This is a genomic window from Hyphomicrobium sp. 1Nfss2.1 (assembly GCF_965243865.1).
Classification (GTDB): domain Bacteria; phylum Pseudomonadota; class Alphaproteobacteria; order Rhizobiales; family Hyphomicrobiaceae; genus Hyphomicrobium_A.
Window position 1 is genome coordinate 3,451,055 of sequence record NZ_OZ251603.1, and the last position, 24,717, is coordinate 3,475,771.

Consider the following 24,717-nt stretch of genomic DNA (forward strand, 5'->3'; position numbering starts at 1 on the left):
GACGCGTCATGCCGCGTCGGCGAATTGCTCCAGCGCGTCGAGATCGGCAATGCGCAAACCTTCGCGGTCTGGCGCGACGATACCGCGTTGCTCCAGATCGCGCAGCGCATCGGCAAGCGCATCGAGGCTGATGTCGAGCTGATCTGCCACCGCACCCGACGAGTAGCCGTCCGTGATGACCTCGCCCGTATGGCCTTCGTTGGCGCTGATGCGGGCAAGGGCCGCAAGGTACGACGCAACGCGCTTCACCGGCTTTCCGCGACCGGCCGCGATAGCCCGAGCGCGCACGTAATCGAATTCGCGATCGGCGGCGACGGCATAGCGTGCGGCCAGCTGCGCATCGGTTTCAAGCAACTGCTCGAAAGCCTCTTCGCTCACCGGGCTTACGATCGTCTTGGCAACGGCCTGCGCCGTGGTGATGTGCTCGCCGAGGTGACCGAACCCGATGATGTCGCCGGGGAACGCAAATTCGATGATCTCGCGCCGGCCATCGTCCCAACGCAGGTAGTGGCACAGCGCGCCGCGCTCCACTCGGTAGAGCTGGGTGCGCTGCTCGCCGCGCGAGAACAGCGCCTCACCGCGCGCCAGCCGGCGAACCTGGGTTGGGCGCAGCCGCGGATGTGCAAGTTGGCCGGTGGCACAGGTACCGCCAACACAAGTCTCGGAAATCGGCGTTACAGCAAGCATTGTACAACTCACTCGATCAAGCTCACGACATGGGCAGCGCGATTGCCATAATCAAGTCAAAATCTCAGCGCGCCCAATCGCCTACGCGGCTCAGCTATTCCTAGAACGAAACTCTCAGATCGCTGTTCCATACGGAACAAGCTCATTCTTGCCCTGGCGTATTCGGCGCCATCGATATTCTTCGCAAAGTGGCATTAGAATGTTTCTTATAATGACATGGTGAATTTTGCGTACTACCGACGCGTCAATTCGAGGAACCCCGGCAGCAGCGACTTCGTTCTTCCTACAGGTGCAGTCACCGCGTGCACAATGTCGCGGTGGCTGTGCGCAGACCAATAGTGAGGAGGAAGTCCAATGCAGAAGTTTATTGCCACCGCAGCCCTGATTGCCGCCCTTTCGGCGCCCGCGCTGGCCCAGACCGCTACGTCGCCTGCAGTGCAGGAGCCCAATAATGCGGCTGCGGAAACAATTGCCGAAAAAATGGCCTCGCCAGCGGCCGGAGACATTTCAGCAAATAAGCTCATTAACGAAAGCGTGAAGAACGCCGCCAACGAGTCGATTGGCGACATCAACGACGTGCTCATCAGCACCGACGGTAAGGTCGCCGCGGTCATCGTCGGGGTCGGCGGCTTTCTTGGGCTAGGCGAAAAGGACGTCGCCCTCCCGTTCGACCAGCTGCGGTTCGCCAAGGCTTCTGACGGCAAGCTCACTGTCAGCACCGGCATGACCAAGGCGGCTCTTGAATCCGCGCCCCAGTACGTGAAGCCGGAAAACCGCTCCTAACGCGGACTGAAGGCACACGGACAAGTCCGCGGGGTTACCCCCCCGCGGACTTACTCACGCCAACTCATAAATTGGAGAAAACCATGCAGCGGACCCAAGAAGTGCTGACGCCGACCGAGGCGCGCCAATCCTCTCCCAGGAGGCTGAATTTCCGCGTCCTCGTGGGCTCACTGCTGATCGCCGTCGTTGCCGCGATGGCGCTGTATGCGGTTTTCTACGGCGGCTCGACGCTTATGAGCACGCCGGACCCCGCGCCCACGCAATCCACAGCGCCAGGCCCCTGATCTGGGGTTTCGGCTGTGCGAACACGCCAACCTGCACTCCAGACGCCAAAAAAGCAAAAGGGCGGCACCTAGCCGCCCCCACAGCACCCTACCGATAGAGAGCCGGCATCACTCCATGCCGCTGCTGCGCCAAGTGGACGTCGACTTGCACTTGCGGCACACGCGCTCCCCAGCCCACGCGCTGGGAAACGGTTCACGGCACAACAGGCACTTTCGCGTCTTCTGCTCAGAACTGCGGCGCGCCTCGCGCTCGGCCTCATACGTGTCGCAGCAGTTGTCACCACATGCGTCGCGGCAGTCGGCGTAGGCGCCATGCTCCTTCAGACTGGTCAAATCTTCCTCAACCATGCTTGCCACTTCGAGTTGAAACGTCCGCCGCTGAAACGCCGGGACCCTGGCGTTTCCAGCAAAAAAGTTGAGATTTCCTGGATGCGAGAGCCGCTGCGGCACTTTGTGCGCGGCGAACGCGCACTTGCTAGCCGGGTATATCGGCCCCGAAAGGCCGTTTTTCAAGGGAAATCTGGGGGCTGCGCCGTAAAGCGCACCCGGATGGCATATGCATTATACCCAGGTAGGGGGCGATTATCACAAAATCTAACACTTTCATACCTACGCGGCGAACTCCCAGGGCCTGATGCGCATTACGATCTAGGTCAGTTTCGAGGACCGGAGATTGCGTTATGCCCGCCCACACCGCTCCCATCGACGTTTATGAGCCAACCCTTCCCTGGCCCACTGGAGGCCGGCGGGGCCGCGATGGCTCAGCTAGAGTAGAGCCGGACGCCGCGGCGGAGTGGACGAGTGCCAGCGTCCCCCGCGCCAACCAGCCCTTGGCCCGTGTTGCGGGGCTGCTTCTCTCGATCTCTCAGAACAACAGCTATGAGGGGCGCGACCCCGAGATCGTCCCCGACGCTCTCACTTCGGGTTTCGTCGCCGACCTGCTCGGCGTGGACATCGGCACGCTCGCGGCGCTGCTCGTGGACCTCAATCACCGCGGACTGATCGAGGGAGCACCAAACTCGGCGCTGCGCCTCAAGGATGTCGCCGGCCTCGAGAGGCTCTCCGAGTAGAAGCGCGCACGCATGAGCGCGCTTTGAAGCTGCCGCGCGCTGGCCTGGTAGAAATCCGATAATTCAGCATTATGTTTCATGCTCCCCTGGGGCATCCGGTTTTGTTGCGGGTCCCCAGGCGGCAAGTGGGACACGAGCAAGACATGAGCGAGAATTTTCCCAACAGGTGGATGTGGTCGGAAGCGTGCGAGATGCTCGCGCGCGCCGAACGCATGCATAAGCAGTTCTTCCAGCCCGTACGCTCGCCTTCGCGCCAGCCGGCGTGGGAGCCACCGGCCGACGTGCTCGAAAGCGAGCGTGATGTGCTGGTCGTCATCGCACTGCCCGGTGTGAAGCCAGAACGCGTCGAGGTCGGCATCGACGGACCAGATCTCGTCGTCGCTGGCGCCCGTACGCTCCCTCCCGAAGTCGGCTCAGCCATCATCCATCGCCTCGAGCTGCCGCAGGGGCGCTTCGAGCGCCGGCTGCGTCTGCCCCCTGGCCGCTACTCCGACGTGCGCCGCAAATTCGCTGACGGCTGCCTGCTCGTGCTCCTCTCCAAGGCGGAGGCATAACCTTGACTGAAATGAAAATGGACGCACCCGATAACCAGACTGCTGGCCGCGCGACTCCAACTGCGACGCCGCCGCTCCCTCCGGACGCTGTGGCCGTCATTCCTGTACGCGAGATCACGCTGTTCCCCGGCGTCGTCATCCCGGTGACAGTCGGCCGGCAGCGCTCGATAGCGGCTGCGCAAAACGCCGTCCGCGAGCAGCGCCAGGTCGGCATCATCATGCAGCGCGACGGCACGGAGAACGATCCGCAGCCCGTCGACTTGCATCGCATCGGCACCATCGCCAACGTCGTGCGCTACGTCACCGCGCCGGACGGCTCGCATCACCTTGTCGTGCAGGGCGATGAGCGCTTCCAGGTCGTGGAGTTCCTCGACGGCTGGCCGTACATGGTCGCCCGCGTAAAGCGCATTGCTGAATCCGACGAGCGCACGCCCGAGATCGAGGCTCGCTTCCTCAACCTGCAGCGTCAGACGCTGGAGGCGCTCGAGCTGCTGCCGCAGGTGCCGCAGGAGATGGTCGTCGCCGTTCAGAGCGTCAGCACGCCTGGCGCCCTCGCCGACCTCGCCGCCGCTTACCTCGATCTCAAGCCTGCCGAGAAGCAGGAGATCCTCGAGACTGTCGACGTGTCGGCGCGCATCGACAAGGTGTCGTCGCTCCTTGCGCATCGCATCGAGGTGCTGCGCCTGTCGCAGGAGATCGGCCGCCAGACCAAGGCTTCGCTCGACGAGCGTCAGCGCGAGGTGCTTCTGCGCGAGCAGATGGCCGCCATTCAGCGCCAGCTCGGCGAGGGCGAGCAGTCGAAGGCGCAGGACATCGCCGAGTTGTCGGAAGCCATCGCCAAGGCTGGCATGCCCAAGGAAGTCGAGGATGCGGCCCGCAAGGAGCTGCGCCGGCTCGAACGCATGCAGGAAGCTTCGCCCGACTACGGTATGACGCGCACCTATCTCGACTGGCTCATCGAGCTGCCCTGGAAGCTGCCCGAGGAAACGCCGATCGACATCAAGGAAGCACGCCGCATCCTCGACGAGGACCACTACGGCCTCGACAAGATCAAGCGCCGCATCGTCGAGTTCCTCGCCGTGCGCAAGCTCGCGCCGGAAGGCAAAGCCCCGATCCTCTGCTTCGTCGGCCCGCCCGGCGTCGGCAAGACCTCGCTCGGCCAGTCGATCGCCCGCGCCATGAACCGCAAGTTCGTGCGCGTCAGCCTCGGCGGCGTGCACGACGAGGCGGAGATCCGCGGTCACCGCCGCACCTACATCGGCGCGCTGCCCGGCAACATCATTCAGGCGATCCGCAAGGCCGGATCGCGCAACTGCGTGATGATGCTCGACGAGATCGACAAGCTCGGCTCCGGCATCCAGGGCGACCCGCGCGCGGCGATGCTCGAGGTGCTCGACCCCGAGCAGAACAACACCTTCCGCGACAATTACCTCGCCGTGCCGTTCGACCTGTCGCGCGTCGTGTTCATCGCTACCGCCAACGTGCTCGACCAGATCCCAGGCCCGCTGCGCGACCGCATGGAGGTGATCCAGCTCTCCGGTTACTCCGCGGAAGAGAAGTTCAACATCGCCAAGCGCTATCTCATCGCCCGCCAGCTCGAAGCCAACGGCGTCAAGCCCGGGCAGGTCGAGATCGACGATGATGCGCTGCGCGAGATCATCGGCCTCTACACGCGCGAGGCCGGCGTGCGCAATTTGGAACGCGAGATCGGCAAGGTCCTGCGCCACACGGCCGTGCGCATCGCCGAGGGCGAGGAGGGGCCGATCCGCATCGGCGCCAGCGACCTCAACGCTATCCTCGGTGCGCCGATCTACGAGAGCGAGGTGGCGATGCGCACCAGCGTGCCCGGAGTGGCGACCGGTCTCGCCTGGACGCCCGTCGGCGGCGACATCCTCTTCATCGAGGCGACGCGCTCGCCCGGCAACGGCAAGCTGATCCTCACCGGCCAGCTCGGCGAGGTCATGCGCGAGAGCGCCCAGGCCGCACTGTCGATCGTCAAGAACCGCGCCTCTCAGCTCGGCATCGACGACAAGCTGTTCGAGCGTAGCGACATCCACGTGCACGTCCCCGCCGGCGCCATCCCCAAGGACGGCCCGTCGGCTGGCGTCGCGATGTTCACTGCGCTCTCTTCGCTCATGACGGATCGGCCCGTGCGCTCCGACACGGCGATGACGGGCGAGATCAGCCTGCGCGGCCTCGTGCTTCCGGTCGGCGGCATCAAGGAGAAGCTGGCGGCCGCGGCACGAGCGGGCATCACGCGCGTCATGCTTCCCGCACGCAACAAGAAGGACATCGAGGACCTGTCCGAGGAGACCCGCCGGCAGCTCGAATTGATCTGGCTGGAGCGCGTCGAGGACGCGCTCGGCGCGGCGCTGGAAGATCAAAAAGCGGCGGCGGTGGCGCAGTAGGCGCTGCCGCCCGCAGCGGTTCGGTGCGGCCAAACGCCCAAAACGGCGCCTTTCTGATTGCGATGCCTGCTGGTGAATAAATGCAGGGCTCGCCGGATGCCTCAGCGCGTGCTAGAGGCGCCGCCATGGCTTTATCCGTGGACCCATGACCGCACCCATAGAAACAAAGCAGGCCGCCCCGCGCCACATTGGCAAGACCCCGACCGTGGGTTTCGTCTCGCTTGGCTGCCCGAAAGCATTGGTCGATTCCGAGCGCATCCTCACCAAGCTGCGCGCGGAAGGCTACGCCGTCTCGCCCGATTACGCCGGTGCCGACGTCGTGGTGGTGAACACCTGCGGCTTCCTCGATAGCGCCAAACAGGAAAGCCTCGACGCCATCGGTGAGGCCATGGCCGAGAATGGCCGCGTCATCGTCACAGGCTGTTTCGGAGTTGAGGAAGGACGCATCCGCGAGAGCCACCCTGGCGTCCTCGCCGTCACCGGCCCGCACCAGTATGAGCAAGTCGTCGAGGCCGTGCACGCCGCCGCGCCGCCGCTGCATGATCCCTTCATAGACCTTGTGCCCGCGGAGGGCCTGCGGCTCACCCCGCGCCACTACGCCTATTTGAAAATCTCCGAGGGCTGCAACAACCGCTGCTCGTTCTGCATCATCCCGCACCTGCGCGGCGACCTGAAGAGCCGACCTTCGAACCACGTGATGACCGAGGCCGAGCGCCTGGTGAACGCGGGCGTCAAGGAGCTGCTCGTCATTAGTCAGGACACGAGCGCATACGGCCTCGACCTGAAGTACGCCGAGAGCCAGTGGAAAGGCCGCGCCCTGCCGGCGCGCTTCCAGCAGCTCTGCGAAGCGCTGGGCGACCTCGGCGCCTGGGTGCGGCTGCACTACGTCTATCCCTATCCGCACGTCGACAGCGTCATCCCGCTGATGGCGGAAGGCAAGATCCTCCCCTATCTCGACCTGCCCTTGCAGCACGCCTCACCCGCGGTGCTGAAGGCGATGCGCCGCCCTGCGCATCAGGAGAAAACGCTGGAGCGCATTCGCCGCTGGCGCCAGATCTGTCCCGACCTCGCCATCCGCTCCACTTTCATTGTCGGCTTCCCCGGCGAGACCGAAGAAGATTTCGAGATCCTGCTGCAGTGGCTGCGCGAGGCGGAATTGGCGCGCGTCGGCTGCTTCCGTTACGAGCCCGTCGCCGGAGCACCCGCCAACGAACTTGCGGGCGCTGTCCCAGACGAGATCAAGGACGAGCGCTGGCACCGCTTCATGGAGACCGCAAAAGAGGTCAGCGAAAAGCGCCTCGCCGGCATCGTCGGCCGCGAGATCGATGTGATCATCGATGAGATCGACGAGGAAGGCGCGCTGGGCCGCTCGAAGTGGGACGCGCCCGAGATCGACGGCAGCGTGTTCCTGAACGGTGATACCGACCTGAAGCCCGGTGACATCGTCAAAGCGCGCGTTACCAACGCCGACGACTACGATCTCTGGGCCGAGCGCACTTAGAGCGCCTGAGCTTCAAACACTGATATTCAGAAGAGAGCCGCGCTTCGCGTTTTGCTCGCCGCTGGAACTTGTCCAGCAAAACATACGTTCTTCCGACGGCAAACTGATCACCGCCGATCCGGGAGAAGCACCATGGGTATGTTCACGCGTGATCTTAAATCGCTCGACGATCTCTTTCTGCACGGCCTCAAGGACATCTACTACGCCGAGAACAAGATCGTTAAAACTCTACCGAAGCTGATCGACGCCGCATCCGATGCCGAGCTCAAGAAGGGCTTGAAGCAGCATCTCATTGAGACCGAGAACCAGGTAAAGCGCCTCGAGCAGGTGTTCGAGTTGATCGGCGAGAAGCCGAAGGCCACGCGCTGCCCGGGCATCGACGGCATCCTCACCGAAGGTGATGATCTGCTGAGTGAGGTCGACGGACGCACCGCCACCAACGTGGCCATCATCGCGTCGGCCCAAGCGGTCGAGCATTACGAGATCACGCGCTACGGAACGCTCATCGCCTGGGCCGAAGAACTCGGCAAGGACGACGTCATCCCGCTGCTGGAGCGCAGCCTCAAGGAAGAAAAGGCCGCCGACAAGAAGCTGACCACGGTCGCCGAGACCCGCGTCAACAGGGGCACGACGCGCAAGGCGCGCAGCGCCTCGAAGCCGCGCACCACGCGCTCATCTACAACGCGCCGCAAGGTTGCCAAGTACGCAGCCAAGCCGCGCAAGCGTCCCGCCGCACGGCGTCGCCGCGCAAGCTGAGCGGCGCGGACGGGAGGAGCAGCGGCCCACCCGCCGGCTCCTCCCGTCGAGTTCAAGTGGCGAGCGCAGTCGCCATCACCAGGACGACTGCCGACGCGCTGACCGCCGCGCACAGCAGCCATGCTCTGAGCTTGAGCGTGCGCTCCAGGCTCTTTGCCTCGTCCCGGAAGCCATCCAGCTCGCCCAGCTTGCGACTGACAGCCTCGAAGCTGTTGTAGGCGTGAAAGTCGCCAGCCGATCGCCCCTCGATCCGGTCGAGCCGCGACTTCAGATCGCGACAGCCGCGAACCAGCTCATCGAGTTTTGCATCTTTCGAGCGCCGGTCGCCTTTCTGGAACGACTGCAGGCGCCGCTCCTGATCGGCGATGGCTTCAAGGTCAGCCACCCTGCCGGAGATGTTTCCCAGATCACGCGACATCAACCGCACGGTCGCGTTCAGCTGCTCGATCCTGTTCGCCGTCTCGGCCACGAAACTGTCTCGCGCAATCAGCGGCACGGACGCGGCAAGGTCGAGGCGGATGTCCGGCGCCGTCTTTTCAACCGCGGCCTTGCTCAGCAGTTTCGGCCGCGCATGGCCGTCCTCCACTCTCATCAACACCTGAAAGACGCCTCCCCATCGGCGCCAACTGGGCACATGATGCGCCACACAGCAGGCACGTTTCCTCGTTCGCGCGTCCTCGCGAAGGTGCATGCGCGCACGCCCTTGCGAACAAGGGAAACCGTGCGCTGCAGAGCCTCGTCGGTTCGCAACGTTAGTGTTCAGATTTGCTTGTGTTTTAGTGGTGCGACGATAACGCACGCAGCAATCTTTGACTAGCCATGCGCGTCACATTTTGCCCGTATGCGCGCAGAAATTTTTACTGCGCGCACAACTGTCGAAGGTGCCCTAGCGATTGACGGCCGTGAGCGCTGCGGGCGGGTAGCGATCACCGGCTGCTACGCCGAGCGGAAACACATCGTCGATGCGCCGCAGGTCTTCCCGCGTCAGCGTCAGCGCGAGTGCGCCGATGTTCTCCGCCAGATAGCGCCGACGCTTCGTCCCCGGGATAGGCACGATGTCTCTGCCGCGCGAAAGCACCCACGCGAGCGCAAGCTGTGCCGGTGTTGCGTTCTTCTCTGCGGCGAGTTCCGAGACGGCCGCTACGAGCTCCAGATTGCGCTTGAAGTTCTCGCCCTGGAAGCGTGGTGCGTTGCGGCGATAGTCGCCTTCCTCGAAATCGTCCGGCGATTTGATCTGGCCGGTTAGGAAGCCGCGGCTGAGCGGACTATACGCAACAAATCCGATGCCCAGTTCGCGAACAGTCGGCAGGATCTGCTCTTCCGGCTCCCGGCTCCACAGCGAGTATTCTGTTTGCAGCGCCGCAATGGGGTGCACTTTATATGCGCGTCGGATCGTATCGGCAGCGGCCTCGGACAGCCCGAGGTAACGCACCTTGCCTTCGCGCACCAATTCGGCCATCGCCCCGACCGTGTCCTCGATCGGCGTGTTGGGATCGACGCGGTGTTGGTAATAGAGATCGATGGTGTCGACGCCGAGCCGCTTCAGGCTGGCTTCGCACGCCTGCCGGACGTAGGCGGGGCTGCCGTCGACACCATACGGCGTACCGGATGCCGCGCGATCGCGGCGAATACCGAACTTGGTCGCCAGCACGGCCTTGTCGCGCTTTCCCTTCAGCGCGCGCCCGACCAGTTCCTCGTTCGCACCGCTGCCATACATGTCGGCCGTATCGAAGAAGTTCACGCCCAACTCGATGGCGTGGTGGATGACATCGATCGACTCCGCTTCGCTGCCGCCGCCGATGTAGAAATCGGACATGCCCATGCAGCCGAGGCCCAGGGCGGACACCTTCAACGGGCCGAGATCGCGATATTGCATGGCAAGCCTCCGCGGATTTGCGCTGTCTTCAGGGGAGTGCCCCGGACATAGGCTCGCCGGTGACGGATTGAAAGGCCTCAGCCCACCTGGCCGCGGTGCCGCAGATAGTGGTCCGCCAACACGATCGCCATCATCGCTTCGCCGATCGGCACCGCGCGGATGCCCACGCACGGATCATGGCGCCCCTTGGTGATGACATCGGCTTCCGCACCGTTGACGTCGATCGTCTTGCGCGGCGTGAGGATCGACGATGTCGGCTTCACCGCAAAGCGGCACACGATCGGCTGGCCGGTCGAGATGCCGCCGAGGATCCCGCCCGCATGATTGGTCAGGAAACACGGCTTGCCATCATGGCCGATGCGGATTTCGTCGGCGTTTTCTTCGCCGGTCAGTTCAGCTGCGCCCATGCCCGCGCCGATCTCGACGCCCTTCACGGCATTTATGCTCATCATCGCCGAAGCGATGTCCTGATCGAGTTTGGCGTACAGCGGAGCGCCCCAGCCCGCAGGCACACCCTCGGCAACAACCTCGATCACCGCGCCGATGGACGAGCCCGATTTGCGGATGCCATCGAGATATTCGGCCCAGTGCACCGCAGTCGCCGCATCCGGACAGAAGAACGGGTTGGAGTCGACCGCGTCCCAATCCCACAGCGAGCGGTCGACCTTGATATCGCCGATCTGCACCAATGCCCCGCGGATGGTGACGCCCGGGATCACCTTGCGCGCCACGGCGCCGGCTGCAACGCGCGCCGCCGTCTCGCGCGCCGAGGAACGCCCGCCGCCGCGATAATCGCGGATGCCGTACTTCGCCCAATAAGTGTAGTCGGCATGGCCCGGGCGGAACTTGGAGGCGATATCGCCATAGTCCTTCGAGCGCTGATCGACGTTGCGGATCATCAGTGAGATCGGTGCGCCCGTGGTCACCTGACGCCCGTCGGCGTCGGGGAACACGCCGGACAGAATCTCGACTGCATCCGGCTCCTGCCGCTGGGTCGTGTAGCGCGACTGCCCCGGGCGTCGCTTTTCCAGGAACGCCTGGATTTCATCTGCCTCCAGCGGCAACCCCGGCGGGCATCCATCGACGACACAGCCGAGCGCTGGCCCATGGCTTTCGCCCCAGGTCGTGACGCGGAAGAGATGGCCGAAGGTGTTGTGAGACATGCCGAAAGCCGAGGTAAAGGGGATGAGCTCCAGGTGCGCGTGCAACCTTGAGCCGTGGCAGTTGTGCCAGTCTTAGGAGTGCAAGCGCACGCCCGCAAGAGCAGAGCCTGTAAAGACCGTGACATGAGCGCGCGACGCAGTTTATCTGGCCCTAGTACCGCGTCGCGACACGCGACTAGCTGCAAAGAGACAGCAGGAAAGGGGGCACCACCTGTGTCAGCCTTTCTGCATTGCCGCCGCTTGGTGGAAGACCGCCGGTCACCTTCAGGCCATGCCTTGGGACCAATTGGTCGAAGTGTTTCTGAGCGTTGAGGCGCAAGAACCGCCGATCGCGTGCCGCAACATACGGGCCCCGTTCATCGTGCCCGAACATCAGCGCCGCTCCCTGCCGGCTTGAGCAACCGTCATCGAGCGGACATCGACGTGACGGGAAGAGCTGGGGCAGCCGCTGCCTCGGCTCTTCTTCGTTTTAGGACGCAAGCTGAGGCAAGCTTTGGTTGCGGCGAGCGTCGCACGAGCCGAGAGCCGGCGCCCGCGCCAGACGCCCTTCGCGCCTTGCCGCCCTTGGCGGCCAAAAAGGTTGCTCGCTGCCCCCGCCTCCCCACCACCGTCATCCCGGCGCAGGCCGGGACCCAGCCACGCCGCAGCAATCACGACGGTGCCGCTTGCCTACAGCCACTCCATCCCGGCCCGGCGCAGCACCAGGATGCGATCCTGCGGCACCTCCAGCTCAGGGATGAGCGAGGGCTCGATCCCATAAAGATGTCCGCGCAGCACCCGGCTGATGCCGCCGTGCGCGGCGACAACCGCGTCACGCGTCACCCCGCCGAGCCAATCGACAGCCCGCTCCATCAGATCCGCGTAACTTTCTCCCCCGCGCGGGCGCCAGCGGAACGTGTCGCGCGAGCGCTCGTCAGCGCCCCGCGCGTCGAAGCTGGCAAGATCGGAGGCGAACACGCCCTGCCAGTGCCCGTAGTGCAGCTCTTTCAGGCGGTCATCGAGTTCATAGGCGCCCGGAACCAGCCCGAGACTGGCGCGCACGATTTCCATTGTCTCTCGCGCGCGACCGAGCGGGCTGGCGACGAAGTGCGCATCAGCAACCTTTGGCGACAGGGCGCGAAGCGCTTCGCCGTTGCGCTGGGCTTGCGATCGCCCGACCGCATTCATTGGGATGTCAGCTTGCCCCTGGTAGCGCGACTGCGCGTTCCAGTCGGTCTCGCCATGGCGGATGAGGTAGATCGTAACGTCGTCCCGCACGCCAGCTACGCTGCGCCGCTATCAGGCGCCCTCGCTCTTGGCGACGGTGATGTCCGGCGCGTCCTCGTTCTTCATACCTTGGACGTGATAGCCGGAATCGACGTGGTGCACCTCGCCGGTCACGCCGCGCGACAGATCCGACAGCAGGTAAAGGCCTGCCCCGCCGACTTCTTCGATCGTCACCGTCCGGCGCAGCGGTGAGTTGTACTCGTTCCACCGCAGGATGTAGCGGAAGTCGGCAATGCCGGAGGCGGCCAGCGTCTTGATCGGACCGGCCGAAATGGCGTTGACGCGGATGCCCTTCTGGCCGAGGTCGGCCGCCAGATAGCGAACCGAGGCCTCCAGCGCGGCTTTGGCGACGCCCATCACATTATAGTGCGGCATCACCTTTTCGGCGCCGTAATAGCTGAGCGTCAGGATCGACCCGCCCGGCGGCATCATCTTCTCGGCCCGCGCGGCCAGCGCCGTGAGCGAGTAGCACGAGACCAGCATCGTCTGGGTGAAGTTCTTCTCGCTCGTGTCGACATAGCGGCCATCGAGCTCGGCTTTGTCGGAGAAGGCGATGCAGTGGACGAGGAAGTCCAGTTGCCCCCAGACCCGCTCGAGCTCTGAAAAAACAGCGTCCATGGAGCCGGCATCGACGACGTCGCACGGCAGTACGACCTTCGACCCCAGCTCCGCGGCCAGCGGCTCCACGCGCTTTTTCAGGGCATCACCCTGATATGTGAAGGCAAGCTCGGCGCCCTGTGCCGCCACCGCCTTGGCAATGCCCCAGGCGATCGAGCGGTTGTTCGCTAAGCCCATGATAAGGCCGCGCTTGCCAGCCAACAGGTTGCCCTTCGCAACCCCTGCGCTCGGCATCGGCTCCGTCATGGGTTCTCTCTCTATTTCCTGGTTAGCCCTGTGCGTTCGGCGCGCATCCTACACAAATGCCCTGTTGGGTCCAGATGGGCGCTTTTTCGCAGGGGGGAATGGGAAAAGGCCGGCCCTCAGGGCCGGCCTTTCCAAACGGCTGACGGGGTCTGGGGGAAACCCGATCAGCCTTCCAATTGCCAGCGACCGCTGGGGAGACGGCAGGCAATGCCTTCCTGGCGCTTGGTATTTTTACCCGTGGTCATCATCACGACGAGGTGGCGGCAGACCTTCCCGTCGCCATCTTTGAACGATCCGGTCGGCTGGATCAGGCCGGAAAGCTTTCCGTGCCAGCGCCGCCAGACGTAAGTCTTGCCGTCGCCTACTTCCGAAAGGGCGTACTGGATGCGCTCCAGCGCGGCGATCTCGTCCTTCTCGTCGAGGCGGTAAGGACCGACAGGAATATTGACGGTGGACCCAGGGAGCACGGTCACTCCGGGCATCGACGGGGTCGGATCGGGCTCAGTCGAAATCGAGGTTTCCCATTGCTCGCCGCCGAAGGCTGCAGTCGAGCCGAGAAGTACGTGACCGACAAGTACAAGACCGGTGGTGACAACCGTGGCAAGCGTAACTAGAGAGGGATGCGAACTCATGACGCTTCACTCGATGCTGACGACGCTACATTCCGCAACTTGCGGGGCGACCTTCGGTAAGTATGAGCTGGTTTGGTTAAGGCGGACTAAACCGCTGTCCCGCGCGTCATGGGCCTTGAGCGAGGTATGACTTGAGCCAGCATCAACCAGATCCTGATAGCGAAGGCGTCGTTGCGCCCGGCGATTTTGCCGGCGCTGCCGAGCCGTTCGAACTCTTCGCTGACTGGCTCTCCGAGGCAGAGCGTCACGAGCCGAACGACCCCAACGCCATGGCGTTGGCGACCGTCGATCAGAGCGGCCATCCCAACGTGCGCATGGTGCTGTTGAAGGGCGTCGATCCCGACGGCTTCCCAGATCGCGGCTTCGTGTTTTTCACCAACTATGAAGGCACCAAAGGCCGCGAGCTGCTCGCCCATCCCTATGCCGCGCTCGACTTCCACTGGAAAAGTCTGCGCCGGCAGGTCCGCGTGCGCGGGCCTGTGACGCCGACTAGCGGGGAAGAGGCCGACGCCTATTTCGCAACGCGCGCCCGCTCATCGCAAATCGGCGCATGGGCCTCGCAGCAGTCTCGCCCGCTGGAAAGCCGCTTCGCGCTGGAAAAGGCGGTGGCCGGTTACGCCGCGAAGTATCTCGTCGGCGCCGTGCCGCGCCCCCCCTACTGGTCCGGCTTCCGCGTCACGCCGCTCGAGATCGAGTTTTGGCACAGCCGGCTGTCGCGCCTCCACGAGCGCATCGTATTCCGCCGCGAGAAGGCCCATTCGGATTGGACCCGAACGCGCCTATATCCTTGAAGTCTTAAGCCAGCGAGGCGCCGCCGCTTGACCTCGCTTCTAAGCTCCGGCCAGACCGGGCCGCGTTGCTCTGCGAAAGGTGCTCGCCATGCCGACGAGCGGCAAACAGAAACGAAAGACTCTCGTGCTGACCGGCGCGTCGCGCGGCATCGGCCACGCGACCGTGAAGCGCTTTGCTGCCTCCGGCTGGCGCGTCATCAGCTGCTCGCGTTATCCCTTCCCCGAGGAATGCCCCTGGGAAATGGGACGCGATGATCACATGCAGGTCGATCTCGCTGACCCAGCCGACATCGAACGCGCCATCGCCGAACTGAAGCGGCGTCTCGAACCCGAAGGCTCGATGCTGCACGCGCTCGTCAACAACGCCGGCATCAGTCCCAAGGCCAAAGGCGGCGCGCGACTGAACGCCATCGACACCGATGCCGAGACATGGCGCAACGTATTTCAGGTGAACTTTTTCGCGCCGATCATGCTGGCACGGGGACTATTCGACGAGTTGGAGCGCGCCCAGGGAGCTGTCGTCAACGTCACATCGATCGCCGGCAGTCGCGTGCATCCGTTCGCGGGCTCGGCCTATGCCACCTCGAAGGCGGCGCTCACTGCTCTGACGCGCGAGATGGCTGCCGACTTCGGCCCGCGCGGCGTACGCGTCAATTCCATCTCGCCGGGCGAAATCGAGACGTCGATCCTCTCTCCCGGCACCGGCAAGATCGTTGACGAGCAGATTCCGATGCACCGGCTTGGGGCGCCAGATGAGGTCGCCCGCTCGATTTATTTTCTCTGCAGCGAGCAGTCGAGCTACATCCACGGCGCCGAGCTTCAGATCAACGGCGGCCAGCACGTCTGACCTGCCCGTCCAGGGGGCGCCGGGCCGAAATCAGGCGGCCGCCACGGTCCGCTGTTTTTCGCCTGATTCTCGGCTATCCTCTGGTCTTGAGACCTAGGTCGCCGCGGCGAGGGGTGCTATTCGGGGGCACTGTCCGAGTCGAGCACCCGTAATGGACACCGATTTTTCCCGGCAGAGCAACGCAAGGCCACGCCGAGCATGAGGCCCCCGCCACCGCTAGGACCGTCGTTCTTTGCTCGCTGGACGAGCCGCATCGCCGTGTTTTCAGCGGTGCTGCTGGCCACCGCCGCGTTTCTGCACCGCATTTTCGGCCTTCCGACGCCGATTGCCGAGAACCTGGCCGCAGTGGCGTTCCTGGGCGCTGGCGTATCGCTGCTCATGTCCATCGCAGCAACCGTCGGCATCTGGCGGACCGGCCGGCCGGGAACGGCCCGGATCGTTTTCGCTGTGCTCGTCAGTCTGGCGCTGATGCTCTGGCCGCTCGTGTTCCTGCCCCAATACGAGGGGCTTCCGAACATCAACGACGTGACCACCGACACCGTCAATCCGCCGCCGTTCGAAGAGATCGCCAAGCTGCGCCAACCCGGCTCCAACGCTGTCGCCTACCCGGGCACCAAGTTTGCGCGCAAGCAGCTCGCCGCTTACCCGGACATCAAACCCATCGAGATCGACCGCCCGGCCGATGAAGTCTTCGGCCTCGCTGGCGAGGCCGTGAAGCGCCTCAAGATGGACGTCGTGCATCAGGAGGTGCCCGATCTTGACGCTGGGCGGCCTGGCATCATCGAGATCGCCGATCGCACCCTCATCCTCGGTCTGCAGGATGACGTCGCCATCCGCGTTTCCGGCAACGAGCAGCACGCAAGGTTGGATGTCCGCTCGGCTTCGCGCTACGGCGGGCACGATCTCGGGCGCAATGCCGAGCGCGTACGCGAGATCCTCAAAGAGATCGTCACGGTGATGGAATCGACCGTTCCCGCCGCCAGGGCCGAACGCGCCGACGAATCTAAGGAAGCTAAAGAGGAACGGCCTCGCAGTCGGCGTTCGAAGAATCGGCGCAGGAGATAAGCCCGCGCTCGGCGAGGTGATCGATATGCGCGCGCAGCGACATCATCGCCGCCCCGGCGACGGCCTTGTCCAGATCGCGATAGATCACCGGCAATAGAGTGCGCACTGTGTTGGTGCCGCTGCGCACCGCATCGAGGATTGCCTGCTCGCGCCACTTGCGATGCAGCAGATATGCCTTCACGATGCGTCGCGGCTCAATAACCGCGCCGCCGTGCCCCGGCAGAAATTGCGCGGCGTCCTGCTTCAGCAGCAATTCCAGCGAGCGCATGTAGTCCGACATGCGACCCTCGGGCGGCGCCACCACCGACGTATTCCAGGCCATCACGTGATCACCCGAGAAAACGATGCCGTCGCTGTCGAGCACCAGGCATAGGTGATCGGGCGCGTGCCCCGGCGTATGCAGCGCCTCGAGCTTCCAATCCTCGCCCACGATCAAGTCGCCATGCGCGACGTGCACATCCGCGATGAACTCGTGTCCGACGAACTCCGCCTCTGGATCGCCGCCGCCTCCGTGCGTCACTTCCGATCGGCGATAGGCGTATGTGCTCGCGCCTGCGGCAGCCTTCAGTGCAGCGATGCCGTCAGTGTGGTCGCGATGGGCATGCGTCGAGATGATGTGTGTGATGGGGCGACCGGCGGCGGCAGCGAGAATGGCTCCGCGATGTGCCGCGTTGTCTGGTCCCGGATCGATCACCGCGACGCTGCGGTTCCCGACGAGGTAGGTGTTCGTGCCCTTGAACGTCAGCGGCCCCGCATTGGGCGCAACCAGGCGCAACACCCCGTCAGCCATCCGATCGGGCGTGCCATACGCGAACTGCATGTCCGTGTTGAATTTCAGGCTATCGCTCACATTGAAGGTTCATCGGCGTGGCAGCCGTAACGCCTCGGCCCTTTGCGGCCTCGCTAGCCGACATGCTTAGGCACTGCTGGGGTCGATATCAATGGCGCCAATTGCCGGGCGCTCTCTCCCCATCACATGGTTACCCGGGGTCTCCCGGAGCAGCTCGACCGCTTTGCATGGAACAGCGTGGGCTACGTCGGTGTTTTCTCCTGCACACGAACAAGGAGGACCCGCCATGTCGATGTTGCTGATGCCCCATCTTTACGCGCGGATGATGATGTCGAGCCTTGCGATGTGGGCCGATCTGTTCGCTCTGCCCCAGGAAGAGTGCGATGCCGAAGCGTGAAGCCCCGGTCCGACCACCGCCCCAACCCACGCGTAAGAGTTGGTTGCCGGGTCAGAAGGGCCAAGGCGCAGAAGGGTTGAGCAAGGGCTATGGCGGCAGCGCCGGCAAGGGGACCGGAAAGTCCGGTCCCGATGATCTGAAGCCACTGCGACCACGCCGCCGACGCAGCGACGCGGATCGGTCCAACGAGAAAGACCAGGCCCGCTAGCCGAGACTACTTGCAGCGCCTCACCACCACCGTGCCGGAAATGTCAGGCATCGGGATGACCGACTCCGGCTTGTCGGCAAAGAACTCGTCGATGGCCTGCTCGGCACCCGGCCAGTAGAGGCTCGAGTAATCGTGGATGATGAGGAACCCGCCGGGTGCCATCCGCGGATAGAAGTATTCAAGGCCGGCTTTGATCGGCGCATAGAGATCGCAGTCGATATGGACGAGTGCATATCTCCCATCGTCGGGTAGCTGGTCTGCCGTATCGGGGAACTTGCCGCGAACGTACGAAACCGGGCCATCGCCAACAAAGCTCCGGACGGCGTCGAAGTCAGTGTCTTGGAATTGCATCTGCTGAGTTTGGTCCGGACCGGCCAGATCCTCTTCGGCAAACCCGGAAAACGTGTCGAGCAGATACAGATGGCGCTTCGTGCGGCGCGCAAAGCGCGCTAGAACGACTGCCGTGTGCCCTTTGTAGACACCAAGCTCGGCCAAGTCGCCAGCTATGGACTCGTGCTCGATCTGATCGAACGCGAGGCACAACGCATATAGGCGCGACAGGTCCTGCTTGTTGTTCTCAGAATCCCTGATGAACAACTCAACTTCAGCGGGCAGATCGATGGCGCCACCACGTTCGCGATATCGCGCAAGGTTGACGCCATAGCGCTGGGGGATCTCCGAGCGCGGGTATTTCTCAATGACGTGACGCTTAACAAGATCGTCGACGTCGACGCCGCTTCGCTTCAGGAGAGTGTTCACGGTTGCCACGCTGTCCAATCCTTCTTCAAGATTGCGCTGATCCAACCGAAATCGTTCGGGCTAAGGACTGCCGCATTGGGCGTCCCGGCCGGGCCTACTTACGCCATTGACGTCTGCGGAGCCCTGACGGCCCGCTCGATCGTCGGAGCGATCAGCTTGCAAACGGTGTCCGGCGATGTCTCGCGCGTGCAGACAGGAATATCATCTCCGCGCGGGCAGCGCGTCATCCAGTCGTCCGTTATCCAGTAGCAATTTCCGCACATGGCTGGGCGAATGTTGATATTCTCGTCGTACCCGAAGTACGCGAGGTTCGTGGGGCCAAACACAACGCAGCAGGGCGTGCCGAGAGTTGTCGCCAGATGGACGAGGCCACCCTCGTTGTCGATGTGGAAGCGTGATGCCGCCAGCACTGAAGTCAATTCCGCCAGGGATGTCTTGTCGACAAGCAGTTTGTCTGTGCCGGCAATCAGTTGCCCTGCGCCTTTCCCCACCTGCACTACATACAGATCGGGAATGAGCCGCTTAAGGTTGGCCACCAAGCCATCGTAGTGCGGGTACGACTTAGTCGAGCGTGGATTTCCTTCATCAAGGCTGTGGAACTCTCGATCATAGCCATCAGCGATCGTGATGTACGGGCGATCGGCCAAGCCGAAGCGCCGCAATACATCGTCCTTGAGTGGAAGATCGAGGCTATGGCCTCCATACTCAATGCCTGAAAGGGCATGACAAAAGTTGTGGCGCTTGTACCCCTTGGCCACAGAGGTCTGGGCCAGCAAGTTATCCAAGTGCGGATGATTGCTGACCATGTTCGCGAAGTTTTTGATGGGGTGAGTGAAAGCCTCGATCGCTCGGCCGATAGTGCGCAAATTCGCGACCAGTTCGCGCTGCCGGGCATCCGCGGCGAAGAGCGGTGAGAGGCTCCGCATCCAAACGAAATCGGTGACGTCGAACACGGCCAGGTATTGGCGGCGGCTCCGAGCGAAGTCCTCATGCGGCAAGCAATCGCGACACCCCTCGATCCCATCGAAGGCGAATTCGGTTGCGCCTGGCTTGGCTCCATAGGTATCGAAAGTTAGCGGGCCACAGTGCTCGATGAGATCGCGCACGAAGCGTGCAGCCACGATTTTGTCACCGAGCCCGCCACTGAGGAGAAACGCGCAATCCGCAGTTTCCCCACGTTCCGCTTCCCGCCAGCGAAGCCAATGCCGGGATAGGGTATTCGCTAATTCTAGGGGACGCGTCGAATAATAGGGGAGGCGCCGGACGCCTCCGACAACATAATCCAAAATGGTCAAGGCAATCTCCGGGACGGCAACCCCCATATATTAACGTCGATCAGTTCGCGCGGTAAGCTTCTACCCAGCGTTTTCGTGGGGGCGCGTCGAATTGGTCCGGACCTGTGGAGCAGACGCCACGCCGGATGCAGCCAAGTCGGAACAAGCCGATAAAGTGATGGTCGGAGCGGGGAGATTCGAACTCCCGACCCCTTGCTCCCGAAGCAAGTGCGCTACCAGGCTGCGCTACGCTCCGCCCGACACATCAGTCCTTTAGAAGGACAAAGCCGGCTTCATTGCGAAGCCGGCGAGGGGCGCTTTATAGCGGCCACCCGGCCGCCCCGCAAGCCAAGCTCTACCGATTTCTCGTTGCCCCCAGTTGCCGCACGGAGCCGCTGCAACCCTTGCCCTTTCTTTACGCGTCTTTGGAAGGATTTGCGCCGGGGCTGTTGCATTCTTCCCGGCCGGCGCCGATCCCCAGCAAGCCCCAGGGCCTGGCAGCTGCGCCCAAGTCCTCTGCAACACTAAGCGTGGGGCATTTTCCCCTTCGAGGATCGACTGAAAAAGCGTGAGACAGCGGCCGTCCTCGCCATCTCACGCTCGGATTCGATCAATTGACGGGAATCATGAGGTGTTCGTAGGGAGTGTCCGGCCACATCACGTAGGGAGCCTTGGGATTGGCCTTCGCCGCTCTGGGATAGCCCTTCATCATCGGCAGAGCGTCCGTGCCCACGATCATCACGTGAGGCCCGGTCTTGATCCAGTTGTTGCTCGGCGTTTCTTTGAGGTTGTCGTAGGGATCCGTGTTGCTCACGCCGCTATCGCCGGCGAGCATGTACATGAAGCCGATCGCAGCCGTCGGTGGCTTCTTCCCCTGCCAGGCCTCAGCCCAGGCCATCGCCGCCTTATCCGCGCACATCGGCTCGCCTTCGCCCTGGACGCCCGGGTCCATGCAGGTCCAGCCGTTGGTTCCCTCCTGGATGACTTTCATCTTGCCATCTGGGCCTGCGTTCATGACGGTGGCGTGCTCTACGATCGCTGGCGGCGCAGCTTTGCGCAGCACTGCCATTAGCTCCGCATCGGTTCTCTTGATGCCGTGAGCGCCCTCATGCCCATGCGCATAAACGACGGATCCTGTCATAAGGAACGCCGCGCTCGCGACGAGCCATGTCATTTTCTTCATTACCGATCTCCTTGGGTCGTCAGTGACGCGAAAGCTTGCCCCGGTAAGTGGGAGAACTCCGCGCGCTCCGACATGCGCAGTGGTTTATTTTCGTGCCTAGTTCACGAAGTGAACTGCGCGTCGAAGGATGAGCGATGTAGCGCTGCCTGTATTGGCCCACAAAACCGCAATGGGCAGGCGCGATCCTCGAGGTCGGCAGGCAATTGCACCTGGAGCGCTAGGTGCTAGTGCCGCCTCTTCCCCTTGCAGTGAAGCGAACAGAGCGCGGAAGCCAAAGAAGAGCGCTCAGACTTCAAATCCGGGGTCTTGCTCGCCTCGGGGCGTCAGACGGGAAGGGCTGCCGTTGAGGCCGGTGTCTCGGCTGCGGAAGCTCCCGTCAGCCAACCGCTCCTGCCCGCTAAACCGCCACAGCAACAAGGCTATTGCTTTTTCCCCGGCACGTGACGATCCTTGATCTATGGCCAGTAAGCCCAACACGCTTCCCCAATCGCTCCTACCGGCGCAGCCGGGGCTAGAGGTGCTTCGTTTTGCGGCTCTCCTGGCCGAGCGGGAGCAGGGGGTGCTGGATCCCGAAGACATCGGGCTCGGCACCGACGCGTTGCAGCCGGGCGATCTGGATAAGGTGCCCCCGAGCGAGATCTGGCCTGAACTGTACCGGGGCCTCATGGCTGCCCGGCCCTCTGCCATGATGCGTGCGCTGCAGGCGAGTGGCGCGCTGCTGGCTGTTCTCCCGGAGGTGGCGGCCCTTTTTGGCGTGCCTCAGATCGCCGAGGGCCAGTCCGAGGTCGACGTCGGCAACCACACTCTGAAGGCGCTCGACGAGGCGGCGGCCTGCAGTGCCCCCTTCGAGGTGCGCTTCGCCCTGCTGACCATGAACGTCGGCAAGTCCGATTCCCCGCCCGAGCATCTCCCCGTTCACTATCGCCACGTCGAGCGCGGTAAACCCCGCGTCGAGGCGATGGCGAGGCGCTTCAATGTTCCCGACTCCTGTCGCGACCTGGCCCTGCTGACTCTGGCTGAATGCGACCGCATCCATCGCATCTCGGCCGTCCGTGCCGGCCCGGTAGCCTCGCTGCTCGACCGCGTTGAGGCATTCAGCAACCCTCAGCGCTTCAATTGGCTGATGCAGGTCACCTCGTGCGACTACCGCGCCTATGGTGGTAGCCGCGATGGGGTCTATCCTAAGGCTGCCCTTCTCGACACAGCGTTGAAGGTGTGTGTCGAACTGGGTGACGGGGCGCAAGGCGGCGCGGCTGACGAAATCCAGGCGGCGCGGGCCATCGCTATCGCGCAGGCGTTTCGATCGCAGCGGTGGTCGAACGAGGCACAATAGCGCGCACCCCTTCGCAAATGCGAGGCCAGAGGATTGGGGATGCGCTATGCCGCTCTACAGCTACCAATGCACCAAATGCGAGAAGGAATTCGAGCTGCTCGTCTCATCCAGCGAGGTTCCGCTATGTCCCACTTGCGGCAGCGACAAGCTTGACCAGTTGATCTCGCGCGTCGCTCCCGAGGGTAAAAGCAAGGCCTTCGCCAAGAACATGCGCGCCCGCGCCGGACGCGAGGGCCACTTGAGCAACTTCAGCCGCTCCGAACGCGGCCGCCGCTGACATACCCCATTGCTTGGGTTCAGTCGGTAGCGGGACGCTCGCAGCCTCCAGCGAGCAGCATCCGCCGTAGCGAAGGAATCAGGCCGCGCGCCGTCCGGCAGAAATGCCGGTCTGTCTCGCCGTTATAAATCGCAAGTACTTTAGGCCCCCTGCGCCTTCAGCCGTAAAACTCTAATCAGCTGCCTCCCTCCCGCTCAGCGCTCCGTCGCGATCAGCAATCGCCGCGTCGGCAGCAAGCCCCGCGGCTTGCCTTGCGCTATGATTGTCCACGCACAGCTTTTCCGCATTCGCGTGGCGCTGACGCCTGGCCCGGCCGAAACCATCTAGAGTGTGATAGAAGATCGAACGGGACGTGCCGGCTGCACGGCTCGGGGGGCGCGGAAAATATTGCTTCAGGGGTGGTTCACGGCGCGACGCCGATCCCTGAAGACACATGCATAAGAGACGCAAATGATTGTTCCGGTGATTTTATCCGGGGGATCCGGCACCAGACTCTGGCCGCTGTCGCGGTCGAAGTACCCGAAGCAATTCATCCGCTTCTTCAAGAATGGCTCGCTGCTGGGCTCCACTTTGCGCCGCGTCGCCGGCGGCGACTTTGCGTCCCCCATAGTCATCTGCAACGATGAGCATCGCTTCCTCGTGCGCGAGGAGCTGTCGGCCGCAGCCATGGATGCGGAGGCGATCATTCTCGAGCCTGTGGCGCGTAACACAGCGCCGGCGGTAGCGGTCGCGGCGTTGGCCGCCTTGAAGAAATCTCACGATGCTGTGATCGCGGTTATGCCCTCGGACCATGCCGTGCGGGACGTGCAATCGTTCGCATCGGTACTCAGGAGCGCGGCAGACATCGCCGCGAGCGGGCGGTTGGTGTTGTTCGGCATCGTTCCGACAACTCCGCACACCGGCTACGGCTATATCAGGCGCGGCGCTCAGCTCAGCGACGCTGCTACATCGTTCGCCGTCGATGCCTTCTTTGAAAAGCCGAGCCGCGACGTGGCCGAGGGCTACCTCGAGCAAGGCAGCTATTACTGGAACAGCGGAATCTTCGTGCTGCACGCACGCACCTTCGTCGATGAGCTGGAAAGACTATCTCCCCAAATTCTCGACGCGGCAGGAGCCGCACTCGATGCTGCGACACCGGATCTAGAGTTCCTTCGGCTGGATCAGGCAAACTTCGCCCGCTGTCCCGGGATCTCGATCGACTACGCAGTCATGGAGAAGACGACCCGGGCAGTCGTGCTGCCAATCGACATCGGCTGGAGCGATGTCGGCTCGTGGGCATCGCTGTGGGAGCACGCGCCCCGCGACGCACAAAACAACGCCGTGGACGGGGATGCCATCCTCGTCGACACCGAGGACTGTCTCATCCACTCCGAGCGTTCGCTGGTGGCCACCATCGGCGTAAAGGGGCTCGTCATCGTCGATACGCCGGACGCCCTTCTCGTCGCCGATCAATCACGCGCTCAGGACGTCTCACACATCGTGTCGCGCCTGAAGGAATCGGGACGCAAGGAGCACGAGCAGCACATCCGCAGCTATCGCCCTTGGGGTTTCTTCGAAACGCTCAGCGCAGGGGCGCGCTTTCAGGTCAAGCTTCTGCACGTCAAGCCGGGCGGACGCCTGTCGATGCAAATGCATCACCACCGCTCCGAGCACTGGGTCGTGGTCCGCGGTACTGCGAAAGTGACGCGCGGAGATGCGACGGAGTTCGTTCAGGAGAACGAAAGCGTATACATCAAGGCGACGCAGTGGCATCGCCTCGAGAACCCCGGCAAGGTGCCCCTCGATATCATCGAGGTGCAGATTGGCAGCTATCTTGGGGAGGACGACATAATTCGGGGCGACGACATCTATCATCGCGCTACAAACGAGACGCGATGATCTGCTTAGCGCAGACGTCGGAAAAAATGAGGTGGTGAAGTAACGGCGCGCAACAAGCGCCCCAATCCACT

Annotated in this window: 24 protein-coding genes, 1 tRNA gene and 1 pseudogene; 13 read left to right on the forward strand and 13 right to left on the reverse strand. The window is 63.3% G+C overall.

Annotation, left to right across the window (positions count from 1 at the left end):
- Positions 1–6 precede the first annotated feature (6 nt).
- Positions 7–687: a Crp/Fnr family transcriptional regulator gene (locus ACP15D_RS16825; RefSeq protein WP_424958581.1), complete on the reverse strand. Its 681-nt coding sequence runs from the start codon at positions 685–687 to the stop codon at positions 7–9.
- A gap of 354 nt (positions 688–1,041) precedes the next feature.
- Here ACP15D_RS16825 and ACP15D_RS16830 point away from each other — a divergent pair, with 354 nt between their 5' ends.
- Both ACP15D_RS16830 and ACP15D_RS16835 read left to right on the forward strand, forming a co-directional pair.
- A complete protein-coding gene (locus tag ACP15D_RS16830; protein WP_072375748.1) occupies positions 1,042–1,470 on the forward strand; it encodes a PRC-barrel domain-containing protein in 429 nt (142 codons plus the stop codon).
- A gap of 83 nt (positions 1,471–1,553) precedes the next feature.
- A complete protein-coding gene (locus tag ACP15D_RS16835; RefSeq protein WP_424958582.1) occupies positions 1,554–1,754 on the forward strand; it encodes a hypothetical protein in 201 nt (66 codons plus the stop codon).
- 108 nt (positions 1,755–1,862) lie between these two features.
- Here ACP15D_RS16835 and ACP15D_RS16840 read toward each other — a convergent pair whose 3' ends face one another.
- Complete coding sequence (locus ACP15D_RS16840; RefSeq protein WP_424958583.1) at positions 1,863–2,102, reverse strand: hypothetical protein; 240 nt, start codon at positions 2,100–2,102, stop codon at positions 1,863–1,865.
- Between the two features lie 332 nt (positions 2,103–2,434).
- On the opposite strand from ACP15D_RS16840, the gene ACP15D_RS16845 reads away from it, so the two are divergent.
- From ACP15D_RS16845 to ACP15D_RS16865, 5 genes and pseudogenes are all read left to right on the forward strand, one after another.
- Positions 2,435–2,824 (forward strand): helix-turn-helix domain-containing protein, encoded by a 390-nt coding sequence (locus ACP15D_RS16845; protein WP_424958584.1) that lies wholly within the window; start codon positions 2,435–2,437, stop codon positions 2,822–2,824.
- A 143-nt stretch (positions 2,825–2,967) separates the two neighbouring features.
- On the forward strand, positions 2,968–3,378 hold the full coding sequence (locus ACP15D_RS16850; RefSeq protein ID WP_424958585.1) for an Hsp20/alpha crystallin family protein: 411 nt from the start codon (positions 2,968–2,970) through the stop codon (positions 3,376–3,378).
- Positions 3,379–3,395: 17 nt separating this feature from the next.
- Positions 3,396–5,786, forward strand: a complete 2,391-nt coding sequence (lon, locus tag ACP15D_RS16855) for an endopeptidase La (protein WP_424959259.1) — start codon at positions 3,396–3,398, stop codon at positions 5,784–5,786.
- A gap of 145 nt (positions 5,787–5,931) precedes the next feature.
- Positions 5,932–7,287 carry a 30S ribosomal protein S12 methylthiotransferase RimO gene (gene rimO / locus ACP15D_RS16860; protein WP_424958586.1) on the forward strand — a complete coding sequence of 452 codons (1,356 nt, stop codon included), beginning with the start codon at positions 5,932–5,934 and terminating at the stop codon, positions 7,285–7,287.
- 132 nt (positions 7,288–7,419) lie between these two features.
- A pseudogene (locus ACP15D_RS16865) lies at positions 7,420–7,911 on the forward strand (ferritin-like domain-containing protein); the annotation flags it as partial.
- A 184-nt stretch (positions 7,912–8,095) separates the two neighbouring features.
- Here ACP15D_RS16865 and ACP15D_RS16870 read toward each other — a convergent pair.
- The 6 genes from ACP15D_RS16870 to ACP15D_RS16895 all read right to left on the reverse strand — a co-directional run bounded on the left by ACP15D_RS16870 (position 8,096) and on the right by ACP15D_RS16895 (position 13,844).
- On the reverse strand, positions 8,096–8,641 hold the full coding sequence (locus ACP15D_RS16870) for a hypothetical protein (protein WP_424958587.1): 546 nt from the start codon (positions 8,639–8,641) through the stop codon (positions 8,096–8,098).
- A 288-nt stretch (positions 8,642–8,929) separates the two neighbouring features.
- On the reverse strand, positions 8,930–9,919 hold the full coding sequence (locus tag ACP15D_RS16875; RefSeq protein ID WP_424958588.1) for an aldo/keto reductase: 990 nt from the start codon (positions 9,917–9,919) through the stop codon (positions 8,930–8,932).
- A gap of 77 nt (positions 9,920–9,996) precedes the next feature.
- Positions 9,997–11,082, reverse strand: coding sequence for a chorismate synthase (gene aroC, locus ACP15D_RS16880; RefSeq protein WP_424958589.1), 1,086 nt, complete (start codon positions 11,080–11,082; stop codon positions 9,997–9,999).
- A 669-nt stretch (positions 11,083–11,751) separates the two neighbouring features.
- Positions 11,752–12,339, reverse strand: a complete 588-nt coding sequence (locus ACP15D_RS16885; protein ID WP_424958590.1) for a histidine phosphatase family protein — start codon at positions 12,337–12,339, stop codon at positions 11,752–11,754.
- A gap of 21 nt (positions 12,340–12,360) precedes the next feature.
- Positions 12,361–13,212, reverse strand: coding sequence for an enoyl-ACP reductase FabI (fabI, locus tag ACP15D_RS16890; RefSeq protein WP_424958591.1), 852 nt, complete (start codon positions 13,210–13,212; stop codon positions 12,361–12,363).
- Positions 13,213–13,376: 164 nt separating this feature from the next.
- Positions 13,377–13,844 (reverse strand): hypothetical protein, encoded by a 468-nt coding sequence (locus ACP15D_RS16895; RefSeq protein WP_424958592.1) that lies wholly within the window; start codon positions 13,842–13,844, stop codon positions 13,377–13,379.
- Positions 13,845–13,975: 131 nt separating this feature from the next.
- Between ACP15D_RS16895 and pdxH the strand changes: the two genes are divergently transcribed.
- The 3 genes from pdxH to ACP15D_RS16910 all read left to right on the forward strand — a co-directional run bounded on the left by pdxH (position 13,976) and on the right by ACP15D_RS16910 (position 16,547).
- Complete coding sequence (pdxH, locus tag ACP15D_RS16900) at positions 13,976–14,635, forward strand: pyridoxamine 5'-phosphate oxidase (protein ID WP_424958593.1); 660 nt, start codon at positions 13,976–13,978, stop codon at positions 14,633–14,635.
- An 88-nt stretch (positions 14,636–14,723) separates the two neighbouring features.
- Positions 14,724–15,482 carry an SDR family NAD(P)-dependent oxidoreductase gene (locus ACP15D_RS16905; RefSeq protein WP_424958594.1) on the forward strand — a complete coding sequence of 253 codons (759 nt, stop codon included), beginning with the start codon at positions 14,724–14,726 and terminating at the stop codon, positions 15,480–15,482.
- Positions 15,483–15,680: 198 nt separating this feature from the next.
- Entirely contained in the window at positions 15,681–16,547 is an 867-nt protein-coding gene (locus ACP15D_RS16910) for a DUF1499 domain-containing protein (RefSeq protein WP_424958595.1), read from the forward strand.
- Here ACP15D_RS16910 and ACP15D_RS16915 read toward each other — a convergent pair.
- The 5 genes from ACP15D_RS16915 to ACP15D_RS16935 all read right to left on the reverse strand — a co-directional run bounded on the left by ACP15D_RS16915 (position 16,495) and on the right by ACP15D_RS16935 (position 21,158).
- Complete coding sequence (locus ACP15D_RS16915) at positions 16,495–17,397, reverse strand: MBL fold metallo-hydrolase (protein WP_424958596.1); 903 nt, start codon at positions 17,395–17,397, stop codon at positions 16,495–16,497. The two genes, ACP15D_RS16910 and ACP15D_RS16915, sit on opposite strands and share 53 nt — an antisense overlap.
- A 551-nt stretch (positions 17,398–17,948) precedes the next feature.
- Complete coding sequence (locus ACP15D_RS16920) at positions 17,949–18,710, reverse strand: TylF/MycF/NovP-related O-methyltransferase (protein WP_424958597.1); 762 nt, start codon at positions 18,708–18,710, stop codon at positions 17,949–17,951.
- A gap of 89 nt (positions 18,711–18,799) precedes the next feature.
- Entirely contained in the window at positions 18,800–19,822 is a 1,023-nt protein-coding gene (locus ACP15D_RS16925) for a glycosyltransferase family 9 protein (protein ID WP_424958598.1), read from the reverse strand.
- Between the two features lie 332 nt (positions 19,823–20,154).
- Positions 20,155–20,231, reverse strand: a tRNA-Pro gene (locus ACP15D_RS16930).
- Positions 20,232–20,585: 354 nt separating this feature from the next.
- Positions 20,586–21,158 (reverse strand): hypothetical protein, encoded by a 573-nt coding sequence (locus ACP15D_RS16935; protein ID WP_424958599.1) that lies wholly within the window; start codon positions 21,156–21,158, stop codon positions 20,586–20,588.
- A gap of 457 nt (positions 21,159–21,615) precedes the next feature.
- Between ACP15D_RS16935 and ACP15D_RS16940 the strand changes: the two genes are divergently transcribed.
- The 3 genes from ACP15D_RS16940 to ACP15D_RS16950 all read left to right on the forward strand — a co-directional run bounded on the left by ACP15D_RS16940 (position 21,616) and on the right by ACP15D_RS16950 (position 24,646).
- A complete protein-coding gene (locus ACP15D_RS16940; protein ID WP_424958600.1) occupies positions 21,616–22,491 on the forward strand; it encodes a tRNA nucleotidyltransferase in 876 nt (291 codons plus the stop codon).
- 46 nt (positions 22,492–22,537) lie between these two features.
- A complete protein-coding gene (locus ACP15D_RS16945) occupies positions 22,538–22,768 on the forward strand; it encodes an FmdB family zinc ribbon protein (protein WP_424958601.1) in 231 nt (76 codons plus the stop codon).
- Positions 22,769–23,218: 450 nt separating this feature from the next.
- Positions 23,219–24,646: a mannose-1-phosphate guanylyltransferase/mannose-6-phosphate isomerase gene (locus ACP15D_RS16950; RefSeq protein ID WP_424958602.1), complete on the forward strand. Its 1,428-nt coding sequence runs from the start codon at positions 23,219–23,221 to the stop codon at positions 24,644–24,646.
- The last annotated feature ends 71 nt before the right edge of the window (positions 24,647–24,717 follow it).